Genomic DNA, 19,442 nt, shown 5'->3' on the forward strand with positions numbered 1-19,442 from the left:
GAAAATGGCAGCTGTCTGACCAGCAAGCCATTTTCTTTACTACTGATAAAATTATACCCATAAAATGAATAAAAGTAAATGAAAGCCTAGTGGATTGCGGTTTTGAATTTACCGCCTCTTGTTTCATGAGTATTCATAATTGTAATAAATGCATTATCGTCGACTTCAAACACAATGGATTTGAGCTTGGTCACTTCCAGCCTTGTGACAACTGCATAAATCACATCTTTTTCCTCGTCTGTATAGCCGCCTTTTCCCTTCAGCTTTGTTGTTCCGCGTCCGAGACGGTGTAATATTGCGTCGGAAATCTCATCATACTGGTCCGAGACAATAATCACAGCTTTTGTTTCATCCAGCCCTTGGATGACCGCATCAATGGTTTTCATGGCAATGTAGTAAGTCATGAAAGAATACATAGCTTGCTCAGGACCGAACACAAAACCGGCCCAAATAAAGATAAATACATTGATGAGCATCACAAACTCACCAACTGAAAACGGCAGTTTTTTCGTTAGAAGGATACCGAGAATTTCTGTGCCGTCCATTGAACCACCGTTTCGAATCACCAGCCCGACACCAAAGCCGAGCAAAAGACCTCCGAATACTGTAGCCAATATAGGCTGTGTCGTAATGGCTTCTACGTGGTGAAGCGAGGATTCGATTAAGGCAAGGCCGACAATCCCGATAACAGTAGAAACGAGGAAGGTCTTACCGATATATTTATATCCGAAGATCATAAAAGGAATGTTTAAAATGACAACGAATACAGCGAAATTCAGAAAGGGGTTTGACATAAAGAGGTGGTCTAAAATAAGTGATACACCGATAATGCCTCCATCAATAAAATCATTGGGGACTAAAAATAATTCAATACTTACCGCCGCAGACGCAGCTCCAATCAGAATCATGATGACCCTGAATATAAAGTGGGTAAATGATTCTCTTTTGTGTTGTTTTGTTGGGGTCATAAAATCTCCTTTCCTGCAATAACTATTTTAAATAGACTATGACTCTATTTTACCATGAAATGCTGACACATTTTACTGATTTGCCCATACATTATGTCTGAGAGGTGGAATGTTCGATGATATTATTTCAAAGAATTATCTTGCAGAGGCTCAATCAAGCCACTGCTGAAGATTTATTGAAGTACTCTAAGCAATACGGAATCAGTCTGTCAAAACCGCAGGCAGTTGAAGTAGCAAACCTGTTATACGGGAAAAATGTGAATATTTTTAATGAGCAGGAACGTACGCGGCTGCTGAAACAAGTAGAATCCATTACTTCAAAAGAAACAGCCCAAACCGTTCATGAACTTTTCAAACAGTTCACAAGCTAAAAAAAGGGGGGATCCAATCACCCCCCCTTTTTTTATTGCTGTAAAATCTTTTCGAGTAATGTGTTGTCAAATTGCTTTTCTTTCAGCATCTGAATCTCAAAACGGTACGGCGGTTTTTTGTTCTTTTTATCTTCACCGACATACGGCGTTTCAAGAATTTTCGGGATGTCTTTTAATTGCTCATGATGAACGACATATTGCAATGCGTCAAACCCGATTTCCCCGAAGCCAATATTTTCATGACGGTCTTTTCTCGCACCTTTGATATTTTTGCTGTCATTGATATGGAGCACTTTGATTCTGTCAATACCGACAATTTTATCGAATTCATTCAGCACTCCGTCAAAATCTTCGACAATATTATAGCCGGCATCATGTGTATGGCATGTGTCAAAACATACAGACAACTGCTCATTGTGTGTCACGCCATCAATAATTTGCGCAAGCTCTTCAAAGCTTCTGCCGCATTCAGATCCTTTGCCTGCCATTGTCTCTAATGCAATCTGCACATTTTGATTCGGATCAATGACTTCATTTAAGCCTTCAATGATTTTTTTAATGCCTTCTTCGGCTCCTGCGCCAACATGAGCACCCGGGTGAAGGACGATTTGCTTCGCGCCGATAGCAGCTGTCCGCTCAATTTCAGAGCGGAGAAAATCAACACCAAGCTCAAACGTAGCCGGATTGACCGTATTGCCAATATTAATAATATAAGGCGCGTGTACGATAATCTCGTCGATCCCGTTTTCCTGCATGTGAGCGCGGCCGGCTTCTATATTTAAGTCTTCAATTTTTTTTCGGCGCGTATTTTGCGGCGCACCTGTATAAATCATAAACGTGTTCGCCCCGTAAGAGACTGCTTCCTGACTCGCAGCCAGAAGCATATGTTTTCCGCTCATAGAGACGTGTGAACCTATTCTCAACAACCGGTTCCCCTACTTTCTTTTTTTAGATTGATTTCTTCGCTGTTTTTTCTTAATTTTCTCCATCTCGTAGCTCATTTTCTTTTTATATCCCGGCTTAACCTTCTTCGGCTTTTTCACGAGACGATGGGCGATTTCATCTGCTTCGTTCGGCGTCTTTTTACGCTTTTGGCGGCGCTGGCGGTCATCGCCTTTTTTCCATTCGCCTTTTTCAATCTCCAGGTAATCAAACTCAATACCCATTTTCTCAAGCTTCACCAATGCATCCTCATCAGAAAGCTCATAAATTGTCATGGCCTGTCCTGAAGAACCCGCGCGCGCTGTTCTGCCCACACGGTGAACATAGAAATCAAGATCATCAGGCAGCTCATAGTTGATGACATGGCTGACACCTTTAATATCAATACCTCTTGCGGCGAGGTCAGTTGCAATTACATAAGTGAATTCCAAATCATTAATCTGCTTCATGACTTTTTTCCGCTCACGAGGCGTTAAGCCGCCGTGCAGAAGTCCGATTTTCATACCTTTGCCCATCAAATATTTGGCAATATGGTCGGCAGTGTTTTTCGTATTGGCAAACACAATGCCTAAGTATGGGTTCAGATTAGACATGATATCGAAAAGGAGCTTTTCCTTATCACGGTGCTTTGAAGGAATAAGGATATGCTCGATTTTTGCAGCAGTGACCTGTTTCGGCTCCACGTGGGCATATTTCGGGTTTTCCATGTATTTTTTCAAAAACGGTTTCAGCTTTTCCGGGATCGTTGCAGAGAACACAAGCATCTGCAGATTCTCTGGCATGCGTGAACCAATGTAATCAACATCTGCAAGGAACCCCATATCCAGCATTAAATCTGCTTCATCAATAACAAGAGACTCAGCTTTATGAACACTTAGTGCCTGTTCTTTGATTAAATCCGCAATCCGTCCCGGCGTTCCGACGACTAGATGCGGCTGCGTTTTCAGTTTATCAATGGCTTTCTGCTTATCTGTGCCTCCGATAAAACATTTCGAACGGATCGAATCGCCTTCTGCACCCTGCGTGATTTTCAGCGCTTCCTGATAAATCTGGTTGGCAAGCTCGCGCGTCGGAGCCGTGATGACCACCTGAACGACATCCTTAGCAGGATCAATTTTATTTAACAAAGGCAGTAAGTAAGCGTGAGTCTTTCCGGTTCCCGTCTGAGACTGTCCGATGACGCTTTCTTTTTTTAATACAGCAGGAATCAGCCTTTTTTGAATATCAGTCGGTTCATAAAAACCAAGGCGATGTACTGCATCTATAATAAACGGTTTCAATTCATACACATCAAATTTAGTTTCTTTCATTTTTCCCAGCTCCTTAAAGCGGCACATTATGTGTCCATCATCACATTATACCCGATTTACCTTAAAAACACCACGTTTGGAAGGCGTTTGTTTTATTCAGATAAGGAAAGCAAATACCGAAACCCATGCATATTGTAATAGCAGAGAGAACTGAAAGGAGGTACAAGTATGTTTTCACAGCAGCAGCCAATGAGAAACTATCCGCAGCCGGGTCCGCCCCGCCCTATGCAAAACCAGCGCATGATGGGAAGAGCAGCGCCTGAAATGCGAAGGCCTTCATTTGGTCCGCCGCAGCAAAGTTTCCAGCAATCAGGGCAGCAATTTCTTCCTCAGCCAAACGCCGGAGCAAGAAATGGGGCGGGCACAGGCTTAAAAGGGATGCTGTCCAAATTTTTGCCCGGCGCAGGAGGCACAGGGGCCCCCGGAGCAGCCGCAGGCGGAGGAGCAGGTCTGCAAGGCATTCAAAATCTCGCTAATCCGGCATCGTTATCCAGTATGCTCAACAATGTGCAAAAAGTGCTCGGCATGGCGCAGCAAGTCACCCCTATGATCCAGCAGTACGGACCCTTAGTCCGCAATCTGCCGGCAATGATAAAGCTTTACAGTCAATTAAGCAAAAACGATGATACAGAGGGCACTGAAGAAGAAACGAAGACAGAATCGGATGAAAGTGCAGAAACAGAAAAGAAAACTGCGTCCAGCGACTCTGCCGAAAAGAAAAAATCAAAAGCAAGCAGTTCATCACCTGCAAAAAAAACAGAAGCACCGGACTTGAAGGAACAAGAATCAAAAACATCTGTCTCAAAGAAAAATGAAACGCCCTCTCCTTCCTCGAAAAAAACATCAGGTAGTTCAAAGCCGAGATTATATATTTAACATTCTTTGATATCTGGAGTGAGTTTGGCTATAATGGAGATCAGAAGAATGCAAGATTAGAGCCGTTTGATTACGGCTTTTTATATTGCCTTTACTCACTTCTGTATTGGAGGACAACCGAAAATGGACGTAATTAAAATTTCGCCGCGCGGCTATTGCTATGGTGTTGTTGACGCTATGGTAATCGCTAAAAACGCGGCACTGGATAAAAGCTTGCCAAGACCCATTTATATACTCGGGATGATTGTTCATAATAAACACGTCACTGATGCGTTTGAGGAAGATGGCATTTATACATTGGACGGCGCTAATCGACTGGACATCCTGAAGCAGGTTGACAAAGGAACTGTCATTTTCACAGCGCACGGCGTTTCTCCCGAGGTTAGACGAATCGCCGAAGAAAAAGGTTTAGTCGCAATAGATGCTACATGTCCGGATGTAACGAAAACACACAATTTAATCTTAGAAATGAAAGAAAAAGGATACCACGTAATCTATATCGGCAAAAAAGGCCATCCGGAGCCGGAAGGAGCGGTTGGCGTTGCGCCTGATATCGTTCACTTGGTTGAAACGCCGGAAGATGTCAAAAATCTCGATATCCAAGCTGAAAAATTGATCGTAACAAACCAAACGACAATGTCTCAATGGGATGTTCACGATATTATGGAGTTTGTGAAGGAAAAATATCCTCACGTTGAATATCACCAAGAGATTTGCCTGGCTACTCAGGTGCGGCAGGAAGCTGTATCGGAACAGGCGAAAAAGGCCGACTTAACGATCGTTGTCGGCGACCCGAAAAGCAACAATTCAAACCGGCTCGCTCAAGTGTCAGAGGAAATAGCCGGAACAAAAGCGTACCGAATCGGCGATCTAAGCGAATTAAAATTGGAATGGCTTAAAGGCGTAAATACCGTTGCCGTTACTGCCGGAGCTTCAACACCGACACCGATCACCAAAGAAGTGATTCGCTTTTTAGAACAGTTTGATCATGAAAACCCATCAACTTGGACAATCGAACACAATGTCCCGCTTAAAAAAATCCTTCCGAAAGTGAAAGCAAAAAACTGAGGCCCTCACAGCCTCAGTTTTTTTTATAGAAAAGTAAATGGATTTGTATCCGTTTCAGAAATAAAGATATTGACGTCTGCTTTTTTATCCTTACACATTGACGTCAGTTTTTTTGTGACGCCTTCTTTCATGATTTTTTCAGCGTAATGGCCTGGATCAATGACATTCAGACCAAGCATCATCGCATCATGGGCAACATGGAAATATAGATCACCTGTAACGTAAACATCTGCGCCTTTTCGTTTTGCCTGGTGGATATACTTGTTCCCATCTCCTCCGAGAACAGCTACTTTCTTCACCATGCTGTCAGCCTGTCCCACCATTCTGACGCCGTTCACTTGAAGCTTGTCTTTCACAAACAAAGCGAATTCCTGAAGCGTCATTTCATTTTTAAGTGTTCCGACACGGCCTAGCCCTTTTTCAGCTGGTGACTGTTCGACAGGATAAACATCATAAGCCACTTCTTCATATGGATGGCTTTTTATCATTGCGTTTATAACGGCTTTTTCTATGCTTTTAGGAAACACAGTCTCCAGTCTGACTTCATGAACGAGCTCAAGCTCTCCTACCTCTCCGATAAAAGGCTGTGCGCCGTCCAGTGGCTTAAAGCTGCCAATGCCCTCAGATGAAAACGCACAATGGCTGTAGTCACCGATATGGCCTGCCCCCGCATTTCCCAGCGCTCCTCTGACCTGCTCCTCATATTCTTTCGGCACGTATACGGCCAGCTTTTTAAGAGGATCGGTATAAGTAGGAGCCAATACTTCAGTTTCACTCAGCTCCAAGGCCTCAGCAAGCAGATCATTTACGCCGCCGTCAGCAACATCTAAGTTAGTATGAGCCGCATAGACAGCGATATCATGCTTCAAACACTTTTCAATCAGCCTTCCGCCGGGCTGATCAGTTGAAATATGCTTTAGCGGCCGGAAAATAGGAGGATGGTGCGCAATGATTAAATCAACATCTTTTTCAATCGCTTCATCGACAACGCTTTCCAATACATCCAGCGTAACCATCACATTTTTAACCGGTTTATTTAAACTGCCGATTTGCAGACCGATTTTATCGCCCTCAACTGCATAGGCTTTCGGAGAAAATTGTTCAAACAGCTGGATGACTTGCTGTCCGTTTACCGTTTTAGCCATGATCGATAACCTCCTTTAATATCTTCATTCGATCGGTTAGTTCCTTCAATTTCTGTTTGTTATCTTCAGATGTTGCAGCACGGCTGATCTGCTCATATATGTTTTGAGTATGGTGAAGCTCTTGTGTCCATTTTTTCAAAAATACAGCATTCTTTTCTTTTGCCAAAAATGGGCCTACGAGCATTCCGGCCGGCAAAGAAATTCCTGCATAAGCTGCATCTCTGTCTCCGGCTTCGGCCACAAGCACCTCATAGCACTTTCCGTCTTCCTCAAGAATCACTTCATCAATAAGTGCGTATCCTTCTTTATACAGCCACTCTCTAATATGAACGGCATGAATATTCGGCTGTAAAATAAGCCGTTCTTTACCTGTCAGTTTTTCTTTGCCTGCTTCTAAGATATGAGCGATCAGTGACCCGCCCATTCCGGCAATTGTTATGGCGTCAGCCTCACCTTTCTGAAGCACTTCCAGGCCGTCTCCTTGCCTTACCGTTATGTGTGCGCTTAAGCCCGATTTTTCGACCTGCCGTTTGGCAGACAAGAATGGACCGTCTGTTATTTCTCCAGCAATAGCTTTGCTGGCTTTATGATTCAGCACCGCATAACAGGGAAGGTAAGCATGGTCAGAGCCAATATCCGCTACTACTGCTCCATCCGGTATGTACTCCGCTACTGTTTGTAATCGTTTTGATAATCTTAATTCGTTCACTAGTCATCACAACTTTTCTCAATCATTTTTTCCTTTTCTATCATATAAAAAATCAGCCCGAAATCCAAGCTGAGAGAATGATTTTCAGTTTATTTCTTTGCAGGAACAACATCAAGTATGTGATGACGGACAAAAATAAAAGGCTGTCGAGAACATCTCGGCGGCCTGAGAACGTATAAGGAGAAAGATACATCCATTATTTAATTTTAGACACCCATTCTGCCATGTCATCAAGCTTATCAGCCGGAACAAGACCGGAAGGCATTCCATTACCGCCTTTTTCAATCTTTGTTTTGATTTCAGCGACATCCTTTTTATTCCCTACACCTTTTAAACTCGGACCCGAAACTCCTTCATAATTTTCCCCGTGACACGAGATACAATTCGCCTTGTAAATATCTTCCGGTGAAGCGTTTGCATCATCTTTTTCAGCAGACTTGCTTTCTCCACCGCTCGCAATCTCGCGAGAGTCATCAAGCCCCTTTACTGATAAAAAGAAAGTCAGACCAATTCCTAAAACAGCGATCAGTAAAAATGGAATAAGCGGATTCCATTTCATTTCCCTTCCCCCTTTATGATCCTTCCCCCTATGTAAACACTTCTAATTCTAACTTATTTTTACAAAAAGTAAATGGATTGGCATACAAAAGTTTTTTATTCACACTTTATACAAAATTGAATCAAATCATGCCTATTTCTCTAACATTCCTTTTATTCTATTGTATAATGTATTGTATACGCTTACAATAGAAAATATGGATTGGTATATTGAAATTTTTCATCACAATGTTCATTTGCAAATGACATCATTTTTCAGTAAAATAAAGACATATTATCCATATATCTTTTTAAAAAAAGAAGAACGGATCTGCAAGACCCGTTCCATCTTATTCTAGAAAATCTTTCAAACGTTTACTTCTGCTAGGATGTCTTAGTTTCCGCAGCGCTTTCGCTTCGATTTGTCGAATACGCTCTCTCGTAACTCCAAATACCTTGCCGACCTCTTCCAATGTTCTTGTACGTCCGTCATCAAGACCGAATCGAAGCCGCAATACATTTTCTTCACGATCTGTTAACGTATCAAGCACGTCTTCAAGCTGCTCTTTCAATAGCTCGTATGCCGCGTGATCTGAAGGTGAAGTAGCCTCTTGATCTTCGATGAAATCACCAAGATGGGAATCATCTTCTTCACCGATCGGTGTTTCAAGGGACACTGGCTCTTGTGCTATTTTTAAGATTTCACGTACTTTTTCAGGTGTTAAATCCATGTCTTCCGCAATTTCTTCAGGTGTTGGCTCTCTGCCTAAGTCTTGCAATAGCTGACGCTGTACGCGGATTAATTTATTAATGGTTTCAACCATATGAACGGGGATCCGGATCGTTCTCGCCTGATCGGCAATGGCGCGTGTAATCGCCTGTCTGATCCACCACGTAGCATACGTACTGAATTTATAACCCTTACGGTAATCAAATTTCTCAACGGCTTTCATCAGACCCATGTTACCTTCTTGGATCAGGTCAAGGAACAGCATTCCGCGTCCGACGTACCGTTTGGCGATGCTGACAACAAGCCGCAGGTTCGCTTCAGCCAATCTGCGTTTGGATTCTTCATCACCTTCTTCAATTTTTTGCGCATAGGCGATTTCTTCCTTTGCAGAAAGAAGGTTAACCCGGCCGATTTCCTTTAAATACATACGAACTGGGTCATTGATTTTGACACCAGGCGGTACACTTAGGTCATTAAGGTCAAATTCTTCTTCGGCTTTGGCAAGCTGCTGAATATTAGGATCTTCTGTTTCTTCATTCTCACTAATTAATTCAACACCTTGTTCACCTAAAAATTCATAATACTCATCCATTTGGTCTGATTCAATCTCAAAGCTGGACATACGCTCAGCAATTTCTTCATATGTCAAAACGCCACGTTTTTTACCAGACTCGGTTAATTGTTCTTTCACTTGGTCGAATGTTAATTCAGTTTCGTGGGTTTGTTTATCAGCCATTATGGATCCCTCCTTCCAAAGCTTGCAACGAATTCTAAAAGCGGTATGATTCTTATTCGGTCCATTCAGGCGTTTTCTATGTGAACTGCCTTTAACAATGTGCGAATAATGAAATGACAATTCATGATGAGGTCAAGCGATCTATTTGCTCCTCCGCAAGGAATCATTGCCAATGAAAGCTCCTCATCAGTTGTCCCGGTTATTTTAAAGATCGGTTTAAAGTAACGATTTCTTGAGCCAGAGATGCCGCTCTCAAAAAATCTTTTTGCCTTTCGGCTTCGGCTCTTTCCGCCTCTTTTTCTTTTATCATTGACCATTTTCTGTGATTCAACACTTTTTTCACATAATCTGATAACTCGGCCTCGCTGAGTTCTTGATTAACCTGGAGCATTAAAATATCAGACAGTATCTGGCTTATATGATCATCCGTCACCCTGGCCATAAGATGCTGAGGCGTCAGCTCGGCACCCTCTTCATAAAAAGCGTACAGATAGGCGGCCAAAGCGCGGTGTTCATCAATATTAAATTCAAACCCGACCCGGTCAATGACTTTTTTTATGACGCCCCTGTCACGAAGCATATGCGCCAGTAAAAGCCTTTCTGCATTTTCATACGCCGGGCGCAGCCGTTTTTGCCTTGCCTTAGTTGTCAGATGCGCTCTTCTTGTTTTCGTTTCACCGCTGCTGTCAGCAGGCTTGTTTTGCCTGCCGAATACAGTCAGCTGCTCAGTTAATGACTCCTGGGAAATCGAAAATTCGGAAGCAAGCTGTTTCACATAGACTTCCTGTTCAAGTGATCCTGACAGCGCACTGATTTCTTTAAGCACTTCTTTAATGTAGGCTAATCGATCGCCTTCATCTGCCAGGTTCTTTCCTTTCCGGAAATATTGCATTTTAAACGCCATTACCGTAACGCTTGCATCGACAATGTCGTTTTTGAATTTTTCTCCGCCGTACTGTTTAATGTAATCGTCAGGATCCAATCCGTCAGGGATCATTGCGACTCTGACTTTACAATCTTTTTTCTGAAGAAGCTCTGCAGCTTTCAAGGTGGCTTCATATCCGGCTTTATCAGAGTCATAGCAAAGAATAATCTCCTCCACGTTTCTTCTCAGAATCTTTACATGATCATCTGTCAGAGACGTGCCCATCGTCGCTATACTCTCTTTTACGCCTGAGTTTACCGCTGATATGACATCAGCAAATCCCTCGAATAAGACAGCTCTTTCCTGCTTTCTGATATGAAGCCGGGCCTTGTGAAAATGATAAAGCAGCTTGCTTTTATGAAAAAGCGGCGTTTCCGGACTGTTCATATATTTTGGCTGCTGGCTGCCAAGCGCTCGGCCTGAGAAAGCCACAACAGCTCCATGATGGTCATGGATCGGAAACATGATCCGGTTTCTGAAACGGTCAAAATATCCGCTTCCGTCTTCGCGTCTGATTAGCAGACCCGCTTTTTCCATTTGTGTTTCACTGAAGCCCCGCTTGACGAGAAATTTTGTTATGAAATCCCAAGAATCAAGAGCATAGCCGATTTGAAATTCATCAATCAGCTCTTTTGTAAACCCTCTTGCAAGCAAATAATCCAGCGCTTCTTGGCCTTCTTTTGTATTTATTAACAAATGATGGTAAAATTTCTTCAGAAGCTCATGAGCCTCCGCCATTTTTTGTTCTCCGGAGGATTCTGGCCGGACTGCGGTGTGAACCGTTATATCATCTGGAAAATCAATGTGGTATTTGTCCGCAAGGTGGGAAACCGACTCAGCAAACGAATAGCCCTCCATCTGCCTCAAAAAGGAGAAAACATTGCCGCCCGCTCCGCAGCCGAAGCAATGAAAAATCTGTTTGTCTGGCGATACGGAAAACGAAGGTGTGCTTTCTCCGTGAAAAGGACAGAGTCCAAAGTAGTTTCGGCCTTGCTTCTTTAATTGAACATAATCACCTATGACTTCAACGATATCTGCCGACTTTTGCACCTTGTCTACAATTTCATCTGGTATCCGATTTCCCATCTTATAACACTCCGTCGTACATTATTCGATGTTTTAGTGCAAAATCCCTTCATCGTTCGACAGGATTTTTTGCAGCAGTGTAACAAATCGTTCTCGATCTTCATGATTCAATTTTTTAGGCCCTTTGGCATATATGCCTTTTCTCCTTTGTTTGCCGGAAACATGACGGCCTTCAAGGGCAAAATCAATCGTATCTTCCTTGTAAAGACGCCCTCTCTCCGACATGACGGTGACATTCCTGTTCACAAGCAGGGATGCTAAACCAATATCCTGCGTCACCACGACATCTCCCGGTTTTACATGATTTGCGATATATAAATCAGCAGCTTCTTTATGAGGATCAACATACTTCCATTTTTCTTCCTGACTTCTGGAAAGCTGGTAATGTTCAAATGAAGCGACAAAAAGAACTTGAACTTCATAATCGGATGCTGTTTGTAAAATTTCGTCTTTTACGGGACAAGCATCAGCATCGACAAAAATCGTCTTTTCTTTTTCATTAAGAAGAGTAATTCTCCATCCCTCCATTAAACTCCTGCATAAAAGCAAGCAAAATCGCACACCCTGCAAAAATGCGGGTGTATATGAATTTGTCGAAAAATTTCCGGGAGAAATTCTTGACATCTTACCCATAATAGTTTATTCGTATCACACTAACCTTAAACCTAAAATTAATCATTTTATCACAATTTTTTATTATAATACAAACTTCACAAAGATGCTATTGTTTTTCATTATTCCCTTTTGGCAAAGTCAAAAACCCAGGATAGAGCGTCCTGAGTTACATGTTTTTCGTTTTGAGATGATGGATAATATTTGCTGTTTCTTCTACTGCTTTATTTGAAACATCTACAACCTGGCAGCCGATTCGATCCACGATCTTTTCGAAATATTCCAGTTCCTCTTTAATTCTGTTGATATTTGCATAGATGGCCTTGTCATTGAGGCCAAGCGATTTTAACCGTTCTTTTCTGATATGATTCAGTTTGTCGGGACTGATCTTCAGGCCGATGCATTTTTTCGGGTCAACATGAAAGAGCTCTTCCGGCGGGTCAACCTCCGGAACAATCGGAACATTGGCAACCTTCAGCCGCTTGTGGGCAAGATATTGAGATAAAGGTGTTTTAGAGGTTCTCGATACACCGATCAAAACGATATCAGCTTTTAAAATACCTCGTGGGTCACGCCCATCATCGTATTTAACAGCAAATTCAATCGCTTCGACCTTTTTGAAATAATCTTCATCAAGCTGGCGGACCCGTCCCGGTTCATATTTGGCCGTTAAACCGTAGGCTGTTTCCATTTTATCAATTAACGGGCCGATAATATCATAATATAAAACATTTGCTTTTTCCGCTTCGGCAATCAAATATTCTCTTATTTCCGGCACCACAAGTGTAAAACAGATAATGCCTCCATCTGCTTTTGCAAGTGAAATCACTTCATTGATAGTGCCAATGTCTTCAACATAAGGAATTCTTCTTACATGTGTATCATCCGCTGAGCCGTTAAATTGGCTTAATGCAGCTTTGACTACCAATTCGGCCGTTTCACCGACGGAATCCGATACAACATAGATGATGCGGTTATTCATATTATCCCCCCGTTAGTCTGCGCTCTTATAGGATTTCATTTTCTGATAAACTGACAAGTATTTTGGTCATATTCGTTTTCGTCACTCTGCCGATCACTTCATATCCTTTATCGGTATCTTTGATGACAGGCAGCGCATCGATTTGTTTTTCAATTAAGTGCTTTGCAATGTCCATCACATAATCCTCGCGTCTGCACACTGTAATATTCGGCATTCTAGTCATAATAATGTGCACAGGGACAGAAGTAAGCTCCTGCTGGCCGATGCTGGCTCGTAGTAAATCCTTTCGTGAAAGCACTCCGACTAAAACAGCATCACGGTCCACTACAAACAGAGTACCTACATCTTCTAAAAACATGGTGCAAATCGCATCATATACAGAAACGTTCTCGTGAATAACGACGGGGATAGATTGAAAGTCTTTCACCTGAAGCTTTTTCAGTTTATCTGCCAAAAGCTGCGTGCCGGTTTTTCCAGTATAGAAATAACCGACTCTCGGGCGCGCCTCAAGGAAACCTGACATGGTGAGTATGGCTAAATCCGGACGCAGTGTTGCTCTCGTTAAATTCAGCTGTTCGGCAATATGCTCCCCTGTAATCGGTCCGTTTTCTTTTACAATCTGCAAAATATGTTCTTGCCGTTTATTTAGTTCGATCGTACTCACCACCTTTTCACTTCGTATCTATGTAAAGAAATAATAAACCATATTATAACGTAAATGCTTTGTAATCAAACAAAAAAACGTTCAAATGGGGAAAAGACGATTACCGATCACACAGCAACCGCCTTTTCTTTCTTTATTTTACAATAAGGGCATTCATATTAGCAAAGGACTTGATCTGATCCGCCAAGCTTACCATTTGCGCTAATCGGTTTGCCTTTAATGTCTCGTTATCAGCAATAACCATCGTATGGTCGAAATAAGCATCAATCGGTTCCTTCAAGGCCGCAAGGGAAGAAAGTGCCGCCTCATAATCCTTTTTGCTGAAGCTTTCCTGCAGATTTTGTTTAGCAGTTTGATAAGCTTCGTACAGCTTCGCTTCGTATTCATTTTCAAACAAATCAGGCTGAATTTCCGCGCGAACTCCTTTTTTGCTGATAGAGATCACTCGGCCTAAAGCTTCTGCTGTTTCCTTAAAGCCTGACGCACCCAATTTTTGTTCCAGCACTTGCGCTTTGTGGAGCGCCGAATATGGCTCAAGCTCAGAGCTTTCCAGCACGGCATCTATTACATCATGTCTGATCTGCTCCGCATTTAAGACGTATTTTAGACGCTGAGTGAAGAAATCTAACAGTTCGGTTTCTTTTTCGGTTTGTACGAAAGTCAGCAGCTCTTCAAACGAAATGCCCCAATTCCGGTCAAGCAGAATAGCGACAATACCGCTCGCTTGGCGGCGCAAGCCGTAAGGATCCTGTGAACCAGTCGGAATGACGCCAATAGAGAAGAAGGATGCGATTGTATCCAGCTTATCCGCCATGGCAACTACCGCCCCAGTGAAAGTGGAAGGCGTTTCTCCGCCTGCAGATCTAGGCATATAGTGTTCGTTGACAGCTGCGGCTACAGCATCATGTTCGCCAAGCATTCTCGCATACTTTTCACCCATAATTCCTTGAAGCTCAGGGAACTCATATATCATATGTGTCACAAGGTCGAATTTAGAAATTTCAGCAGCACGTTTTACATGTTTTAATGTATCTTCATCAGCTTGAAGACGGACAGCAAGCTTCTCTGCGATCGCTGTTACTCTTCTTACTTTATCAGCGAGAGAGCCAAGCTCTTCATGGAACACAATGTTTTCAAGCTTCTTCACATTTTCATCAATGTTCAGTTTCTGGTCTTCCTTGTAGAAGAAAGAAGCATCTGACAAACGAGCACGCAGCACTTTTTCATTGCCTCGCGCGACATTTTCGATCGCGTGGCTGTTTCCGTTACGGACTGTGATAAAGTAAGGCAGCAAATCTCCGTTTTTGTCTTTAACAGGGAAATAGCGCTGATGCTCTTTCATTGTCGTTACAAGCACTTCCTCAGGAATGGACAGAAACTCAGATTCAAATGAGCCGTAAAGAGCCGTCGGATATTCTACTAAATGATTGACTTCATCAAGGAGATCCTCGTCAACCGGAATACTCCAATTGTTTTCTTCGGCCATTGCTTCCAGCTGCGATTGAATCATCTGTTTGCGAACATTTGGATCAGCAATCACATGCTGCTCTTTCAGCTGTTCTTCATAACTTGAAGGTGATTCAATAGACACTTCATGCCCCAGGAACCGGTGCCCCTGTGTCGTCCGGCCTGACTCAGCATTTGTAATTGCAAACGGAATGACATCCTGGCCAAATAAAGCGACAATCCATTTAATCGGACGGATATAACGCAGATCTTCATTTCCCCATCTCATATTTTTCGGGAAATGGAGGCTTGTGATTAAGCTGTTCAGTTCAGGCAGAAGCGTTTTGGTTTCTTGTCCTGCTTGGAATTTTTGCACAAAAACATATTCCGTGCCTTTTATTTCTTTCATGTACAAGTCTTCCACACTGGCACCTTGGCCTTTTGAAAACCCAATCGCCGCTTTTGTCCAGTTGCCGTCAGCATCAAGGGCGATTTTTTTTGCAGGCCCTTTTGCTTCTTCTTTTATATCATCCTGCTTTTCTGCTACACCCTTTACTAAAACAGCGAGGCGTCTCGGTGTATTAAAAAGCTTCACTTCACCGTGTGCAATATTTTTTTCTGCAAGCCAGCCTGTCAGCTTTTCGCCCAGCTGAACCATGCTTTCATTCAAAAAGCGCGCCGGCATTTCCTCTAATCCGATCTCTAAAAGTAAATCCTGTTTACTCATGAGAAGAACCCTCCCCTTTAAGCATTGGGAACCCTAGTTTTTCTCGTTCCTCATAATAGGTTTTTGCGACTTTTCTTGCTAAATTCCGCACTCTTCCGATATAGCCTGTCCGCTCTGTAACAGAGATTGCCCCTTTGGCGTCAAGAAGGTTGAATGTGTGCGAGCATTTAAGCACGTAGTCATATGCGGGATGCACAAGACCGTTATCCATTTGCTTGATCGCTTCTTTTTCATACGTGCTGAACAATTGGAACAGCATATCAACATCAGATGTTTCAAATGTATAAACGGAATGCTCGTACTCAGCCATCATGAATAAATCTTTCACAGTAAAGCCTGATGTCCACTCAAGATCAAATACATTTTCTTTATCCTGTATATAAGAGGCCAGACGCTCAATTCCGTATGTAATTTCCACGGAAACAGGCTTACACTCAAGTCCCCCAACCTGCTGGAAATACGTGAATTGTGTAATTTCCATTCCGTCAAGCCAGACTTCCCAGCCAAGACCCGCACAGCCTAAAGACGGATTCTCCCAGTTGTCCTCAACAAAACGGATGTCATGCTCAAGCGGATCAATTCCGAGAGCGCGCAAAGAGTCTAAATACAGCTCTTGAATGTTATCAGGTGATGGTTTAATGATGACCTGAAATTGATGATGCTGATAGAGTCTGTTCGGGTTTTCTCCGTATCGGCCGTCAGCTGGGCGTCTTGACGGCTCAACGTAAGCCACTTTCCACGGCTCAGGACCGATACTGCGCAAAAATGTATACGGGCTCATCGTGCCGGCCCCTTTTTCTACATCGTATGCCTGCATGAGCACACAGCCTTCGTTAGACCAATGCTTCTGCAGGGTTAGAATCATGTCTTGAATATTCATTTCAAGCACCTCCACTTTTCCTTCATAAAAATTGCTGCGGCAGCAACCAAAAAACTCCCGTCTCTATGCTTGCCAGCCGCAAACATAGGGACGAGAGTTCTCCCGCGGTTCCACCCTAGTTGCTGAGAACAAAATCCCAGCCTCTTTTTTAAAATTGCTCAAGAATGCCTTTCGTTGCGCGCTCATCCTTAGCTTACACCGTCCTAAGGTCGCTTTTATGAGGTAAACGCAAGTACTTCTTTCTCTCACTGCAACATATTTTATAATAAATGATCATATAAAAAGATGGGCCATATGTCAACTTTTGTTTTCACCCATAAGATGTTTCATGCTCTCCATTTGATCTAAAAAACGCTTCGATTTCAGATAAACCCCTGAATATTCTTCGTAGTACAAGTCAATAACTTGCTTTAATTCATTTTTCGTTTCCTGCTTTAAAGACACATTGCCAATCCTTGAAAGGTCGAAGTAATAAAACAGTCTCAAAAGCCTTGCCGTTTGCGGCTTAATCGGCACCTTGTAAGGGTCTTTGTCAAAGCAGCGATGGCAAATAAAACCGTTATCGCGAACAGAAAAATGGAATGTCCCATCCTGGCTTTTACAATGCACACAGTGATTAAGCTCAGGATACAGTCCCATTACAGCAAGCATCTTCATTTGAACAATAAAGGTAATAACATCCGGGTCTGTTCCTTCGTCAAGCTGTTTAAAGGATTCTAAAATAAATTCAAACAAATAGGGATTTGGTTTTTTTTCTTCTGTGCCTTTGTCAACGAGCTCAGCAATAAAAGCTGCATATGCAGTTAAAAACAAATCCTCTCTGATGCCTCTCATGCTGAGGATCATTTCACCCTGCTGAAGGGTTCCGAGGCCTGTTGTTTTCTGCATTAGGAATGAACCATACAAAAAGGGCTGGCTGACTGCTGATAAACGGCTGTTCGGTTTTTTGGCTCCTCTGGCCATAACACCTATTTTTCCGTGTTCTCTTGTCAGTAAAGTAACAATTTTATTCGTCTCTCCGTAATCATTGGTACGAAGAACGATTCCTTCACATTTTGTCAGCATTTCCGCACCTTCCTAAAACAGGAGCGGTCAAGAGGTCTATAAAATTGGAAAATCAAATCGGGCTAGCTCATCTTCTAGTTCTTCGGGTCTTTCCATGTTCTCTTTTTCCAGTTCTTTAAAAAGAAGATACGTATCAACATTTCCTGTTTGAGAAAATACGTTCCAGGTAAAATTCAACACAAGAAACCCACCTTTCTGTAGTTAAACTAGCTTACCTAAACTCCAAATTCTTACCTTTATCTTGACCAGATGTCCTCCATTTCATGTTAAACAAAATTTGCTAATGTATCCCTGTTCATGTGAGATAATGACACAGCAAGTGATTAATATTCATCCTCTTTAAAGCCGAAGTCACGAAGCTGGGACATTTTGTTACGCCAGTCTTTCTGCACTTTTACCCACAATTCTAGATAGACGCGGGAACCTAAGAGGGCCTCGATATCCGCTCTCGCTCTTTTTCCGACTTCTTTCAGCAGGCTGCCTTTTTTCCCGATGACGATGCCTTTTTGAGAATCCCGTTCGACCACAATTGTTGCCGCCACGTGCACGGATCCGTTGTCCTGCCCTTTAATCGATTCGATGCTTACCGCAATGCTGTGCGGGATCTCTTCCCTTGTCAGATGCAGCACCTTTTCCCTGATCAGCTCAGAAATAATAAAGCGCTCCGGATGATCGGTCACCTGATCACTCGGATAAAACTGCGGACCTTCAGGCAAATATGCTTCAATCTGCGCCAGCAATGTTTCAATGTTATTTCCCTCTAATGCAGAGATCGGAACAATTTCCTTAAAAGGATATCGCTTGCGGTATTCGTCAATTAGCAGAAGCAATTGATCAGGATGGATCTTGTCAATTTTGTTTACGATTAAGAAAACAGGTGTCGAGGTATTCTGCAATTTCTCAATAATGAACTCGTCGCCCTTACCATAGCCTTCCTCAGCGTTGATCATGAATAAGATCAAATCGACTTCTTTTAATGTATTTTGCGCCACTTTCATCATAAAGTCCCCAAGCTTATGCTTAGGCTTATGAATTCCTGGTGTGTCAATAAAAATCGTTTGTGATGTGCCTGTCGTTAATACCCCTTGCACCTTATTTCTTGTTGTTTGGGGTTTATCACTCATGATCGCGATTTTTTGGCCGATCACTCTGTTCAAAAAAGTAGACTTTCCTACGTTTGGTCTTCCGATAATGGATACAAATCCTGATTTAAAGCTTTCGTTCGTCATGTAAATCCTCCGATGAAAATGCGCCTGGCAATAATTCTTCTGCAGTCATTTCTTGTATTTGTCCTTGTAAATTGGTCAGCACGATAATAACGTCCTTTGTGCAGAGCTCAGAAATCACCTGCCGGCAGGCTCCGCACGGTGATACTGGTCCCGGGGTGTCAGCAGCTACTGCCAGCATCTGAAACTCAGTATCGCCTTCAGAAACAGCTTTAAATAAAGCGGTACGCTCAGCGCAGTTGCACATGCTGTATGCCGCATTCTCTATATTGCAGCCTCTGTACACTTTTCCATCTTTGGTAAGAAGAGCGGCTCCTACTTTAAACTTGGAATACGGTGCATATGCCATGTCACGCGCTTTTAAAGCTTCTGTTATCAATTTCTGTCTGTTCATGTGTACATGTTCCTCTCTTACCTATAATGGTACCGCTATCACT

General features: G+C 42.7%; 20 protein-coding genes and 1 other annotated feature. Of the genes, 3 read left to right on the forward strand and 17 right to left on the reverse strand.

Features of this window, described 5'->3' with window-relative positions; translation table 11 throughout:
• Nucleotides 1–86: 86 nt before the first annotated feature.
• Nucleotides 87–968, reverse strand: coding sequence for a YitT family protein (locus P3L57_RS12585; RefSeq protein ID WP_010334965.1), 882 nt, complete (start codon nt 966–968; stop codon nt 87–89).
• Nucleotides 969–1,084: 116 nt separating this feature from the next.
• On the opposite strand from P3L57_RS12585, the gene P3L57_RS12590 reads away from it, so the two are divergent.
• Complete coding sequence (locus P3L57_RS12590) at nt 1,085–1,339, forward strand: DUF2624 domain-containing protein (RefSeq protein WP_024122076.1); 255 nt, start codon at nt 1,085–1,087, stop codon at nt 1,337–1,339.
• Nucleotides 1,340–1,371: 32 nt separating this feature from the next.
• Here P3L57_RS12590 and P3L57_RS12595 read toward each other — a convergent pair whose 3' ends face one another.
• Together P3L57_RS12595 and cshB are read right to left on the reverse strand one after the other, a co-directional pair.
• The gene (locus P3L57_RS12595; protein ID WP_044154531.1) at nt 1,372–2,265 is read right to left on the reverse strand and encodes a deoxyribonuclease IV; all 894 of its coding nucleotides are present in this window, start codon (nt 2,263–2,265) and stop codon (nt 1,372–1,374) included.
• A gap of 9 nt (nt 2,266–2,274) precedes the next feature.
• Complete coding sequence (gene cshB / locus P3L57_RS12600) at nt 2,275–3,591, reverse strand: DEAD-box ATP-dependent RNA helicase CshB (protein ID WP_044154530.1); 1,317 nt, start codon at nt 3,589–3,591, stop codon at nt 2,275–2,277.
• Nucleotides 3,592–3,759: 168 nt separating this feature from the next.
• Between cshB and vrrA the strand changes: the two genes are divergently transcribed.
• Together vrrA and P3L57_RS12610 are read left to right on the forward strand one after the other, a co-directional pair.
• Nucleotides 3,760–4,467 (forward strand): VrrA/YqfQ family protein, encoded by a 708-nt coding sequence (gene vrrA / locus P3L57_RS12605; protein ID WP_059293585.1) that lies wholly within the window; start codon nt 3,760–3,762, stop codon nt 4,465–4,467.
• A gap of 123 nt (nt 4,468–4,590) precedes the next feature.
• Entirely contained in the window at nt 4,591–5,535 is a 945-nt protein-coding gene (locus tag P3L57_RS12610; protein WP_044154526.1) for a 4-hydroxy-3-methylbut-2-enyl diphosphate reductase, read from the forward strand.
• Nucleotides 5,536–5,558: 23 nt separating this feature from the next.
• Here the strand turns inward: P3L57_RS12610 and P3L57_RS12615 are convergent, their stop codons facing one another.
• The 14 genes from P3L57_RS12615 to cdd form a co-directional block, all read right to left on the reverse strand.
• Nucleotides 5,559–6,680, reverse strand: a complete 1,122-nt coding sequence (locus P3L57_RS12615; RefSeq protein ID WP_059352363.1) for a Nif3-like dinuclear metal center hexameric protein — start codon at nt 6,678–6,680, stop codon at nt 5,559–5,561.
• On the reverse strand, nt 6,673–7,341 hold the full coding sequence (trmK, locus tag P3L57_RS12620) for a tRNA (adenine(22)-N(1))-methyltransferase TrmK (RefSeq protein WP_069487404.1): 669 nt from the start codon (nt 7,339–7,341) through the stop codon (nt 6,673–6,675). The genes P3L57_RS12615 and trmK overlap by 8 nt, the downstream gene beginning before the upstream one ends.
• Nucleotides 7,342–7,585: 244 nt before the next feature.
• Nucleotides 7,586–7,948 carry a cytochrome c550 gene (gene cccA / locus P3L57_RS12625; protein WP_059335433.1) on the reverse strand — a complete coding sequence of 121 codons (363 nt, stop codon included), beginning with the start codon at nt 7,946–7,948 and terminating at the stop codon, nt 7,586–7,588.
• Between the two features lie 328 nt (nt 7,949–8,276).
• Nucleotides 8,277–9,392 (reverse strand): RNA polymerase sigma factor RpoD, encoded by a 1,116-nt coding sequence (rpoD, locus tag P3L57_RS12630; protein WP_003226225.1) that lies wholly within the window; start codon nt 9,390–9,392, stop codon nt 8,277–8,279.
• Nucleotides 9,393–9,591: 199 nt separating this feature from the next.
• Entirely contained in the window at nt 9,592–11,403 is a 1,812-nt protein-coding gene (gene dnaG, locus P3L57_RS12635) for a DNA primase (protein WP_044154521.1), read from the reverse strand.
• Nucleotides 11,404–11,436: 33 nt separating this feature from the next.
• The gene (locus P3L57_RS12640; protein ID WP_024122083.1) at nt 11,437–11,931 is read right to left on the reverse strand and encodes a YaiI/YqxD family protein; all 495 of its coding nucleotides are present in this window, start codon (nt 11,929–11,931) and stop codon (nt 11,437–11,439) included.
• Nucleotides 11,932–12,184: 253 nt separating this feature from the next.
• On the reverse strand, nt 12,185–12,997 hold the full coding sequence (locus P3L57_RS12645) for a pyruvate, water dikinase regulatory protein (protein ID WP_044154519.1): 813 nt from the start codon (nt 12,995–12,997) through the stop codon (nt 12,185–12,187).
• A gap of 25 nt (nt 12,998–13,022) precedes the next feature.
• Complete coding sequence (ccpN, locus tag P3L57_RS12650; RefSeq protein ID WP_024122084.1) at nt 13,023–13,661, reverse strand: transcriptional regulator CcpN; 639 nt, start codon at nt 13,659–13,661, stop codon at nt 13,023–13,025.
• Between the two features lie 133 nt (nt 13,662–13,794).
• Nucleotides 13,795–15,834 (reverse strand): glycine--tRNA ligase subunit beta, encoded by a 2,040-nt coding sequence (glyS, locus tag P3L57_RS12655; RefSeq protein WP_069487179.1) that lies wholly within the window; start codon nt 15,832–15,834, stop codon nt 13,795–13,797.
• A complete protein-coding gene (gene glyQ, locus P3L57_RS12660) occupies nt 15,827–16,714 on the reverse strand; it encodes a glycine--tRNA ligase subunit alpha (RefSeq protein WP_010334976.1) in 888 nt (295 codons plus the stop codon). The genes glyS and glyQ overlap by 8 nt, the downstream gene beginning before the upstream one ends.
• 83 nt (nt 16,715–16,797) lie before the next feature.
• Nucleotides 16,798–16,972 (reverse strand) — a binding site (T-box leader).
• Between the two features lie 39 nt (nt 16,973–17,011).
• Entirely contained in the window at nt 17,012–17,779 is a 768-nt protein-coding gene (gene recO, locus P3L57_RS12665) for a DNA repair protein RecO (protein ID WP_024122086.1), read from the reverse strand.
• A gap of 36 nt (nt 17,780–17,815) precedes the next feature.
• The gene (locus P3L57_RS12670) at nt 17,816–17,959 is read right to left on the reverse strand and encodes a YqzL family protein (RefSeq protein ID WP_024122087.1); all 144 of its coding nucleotides are present in this window, start codon (nt 17,957–17,959) and stop codon (nt 17,816–17,818) included.
• 143 nt (nt 17,960–18,102) lie between these two features.
• Nucleotides 18,103–19,008, reverse strand: coding sequence for a GTPase Era (era, locus tag P3L57_RS12675; protein ID WP_044154513.1), 906 nt, complete (start codon nt 19,006–19,008; stop codon nt 18,103–18,105).
• Nucleotides 18,989–19,399 (reverse strand): cytidine deaminase, encoded by a 411-nt coding sequence (gene cdd / locus P3L57_RS12680; protein WP_024122088.1) that lies wholly within the window; start codon nt 19,397–19,399, stop codon nt 18,989–18,991. Before cdd ends, era begins: the two co-directional genes overlap by 20 nt.
• Nucleotides 19,400–19,442: the final 43 nt, after the last annotated feature.

It is taken from the genome of Bacillus sp. B28 (assembly GCF_029536185.1).
GTDB lineage: Bacteria > Bacillota > Bacilli > Bacillales > Bacillaceae > Bacillus > Bacillus halotolerans.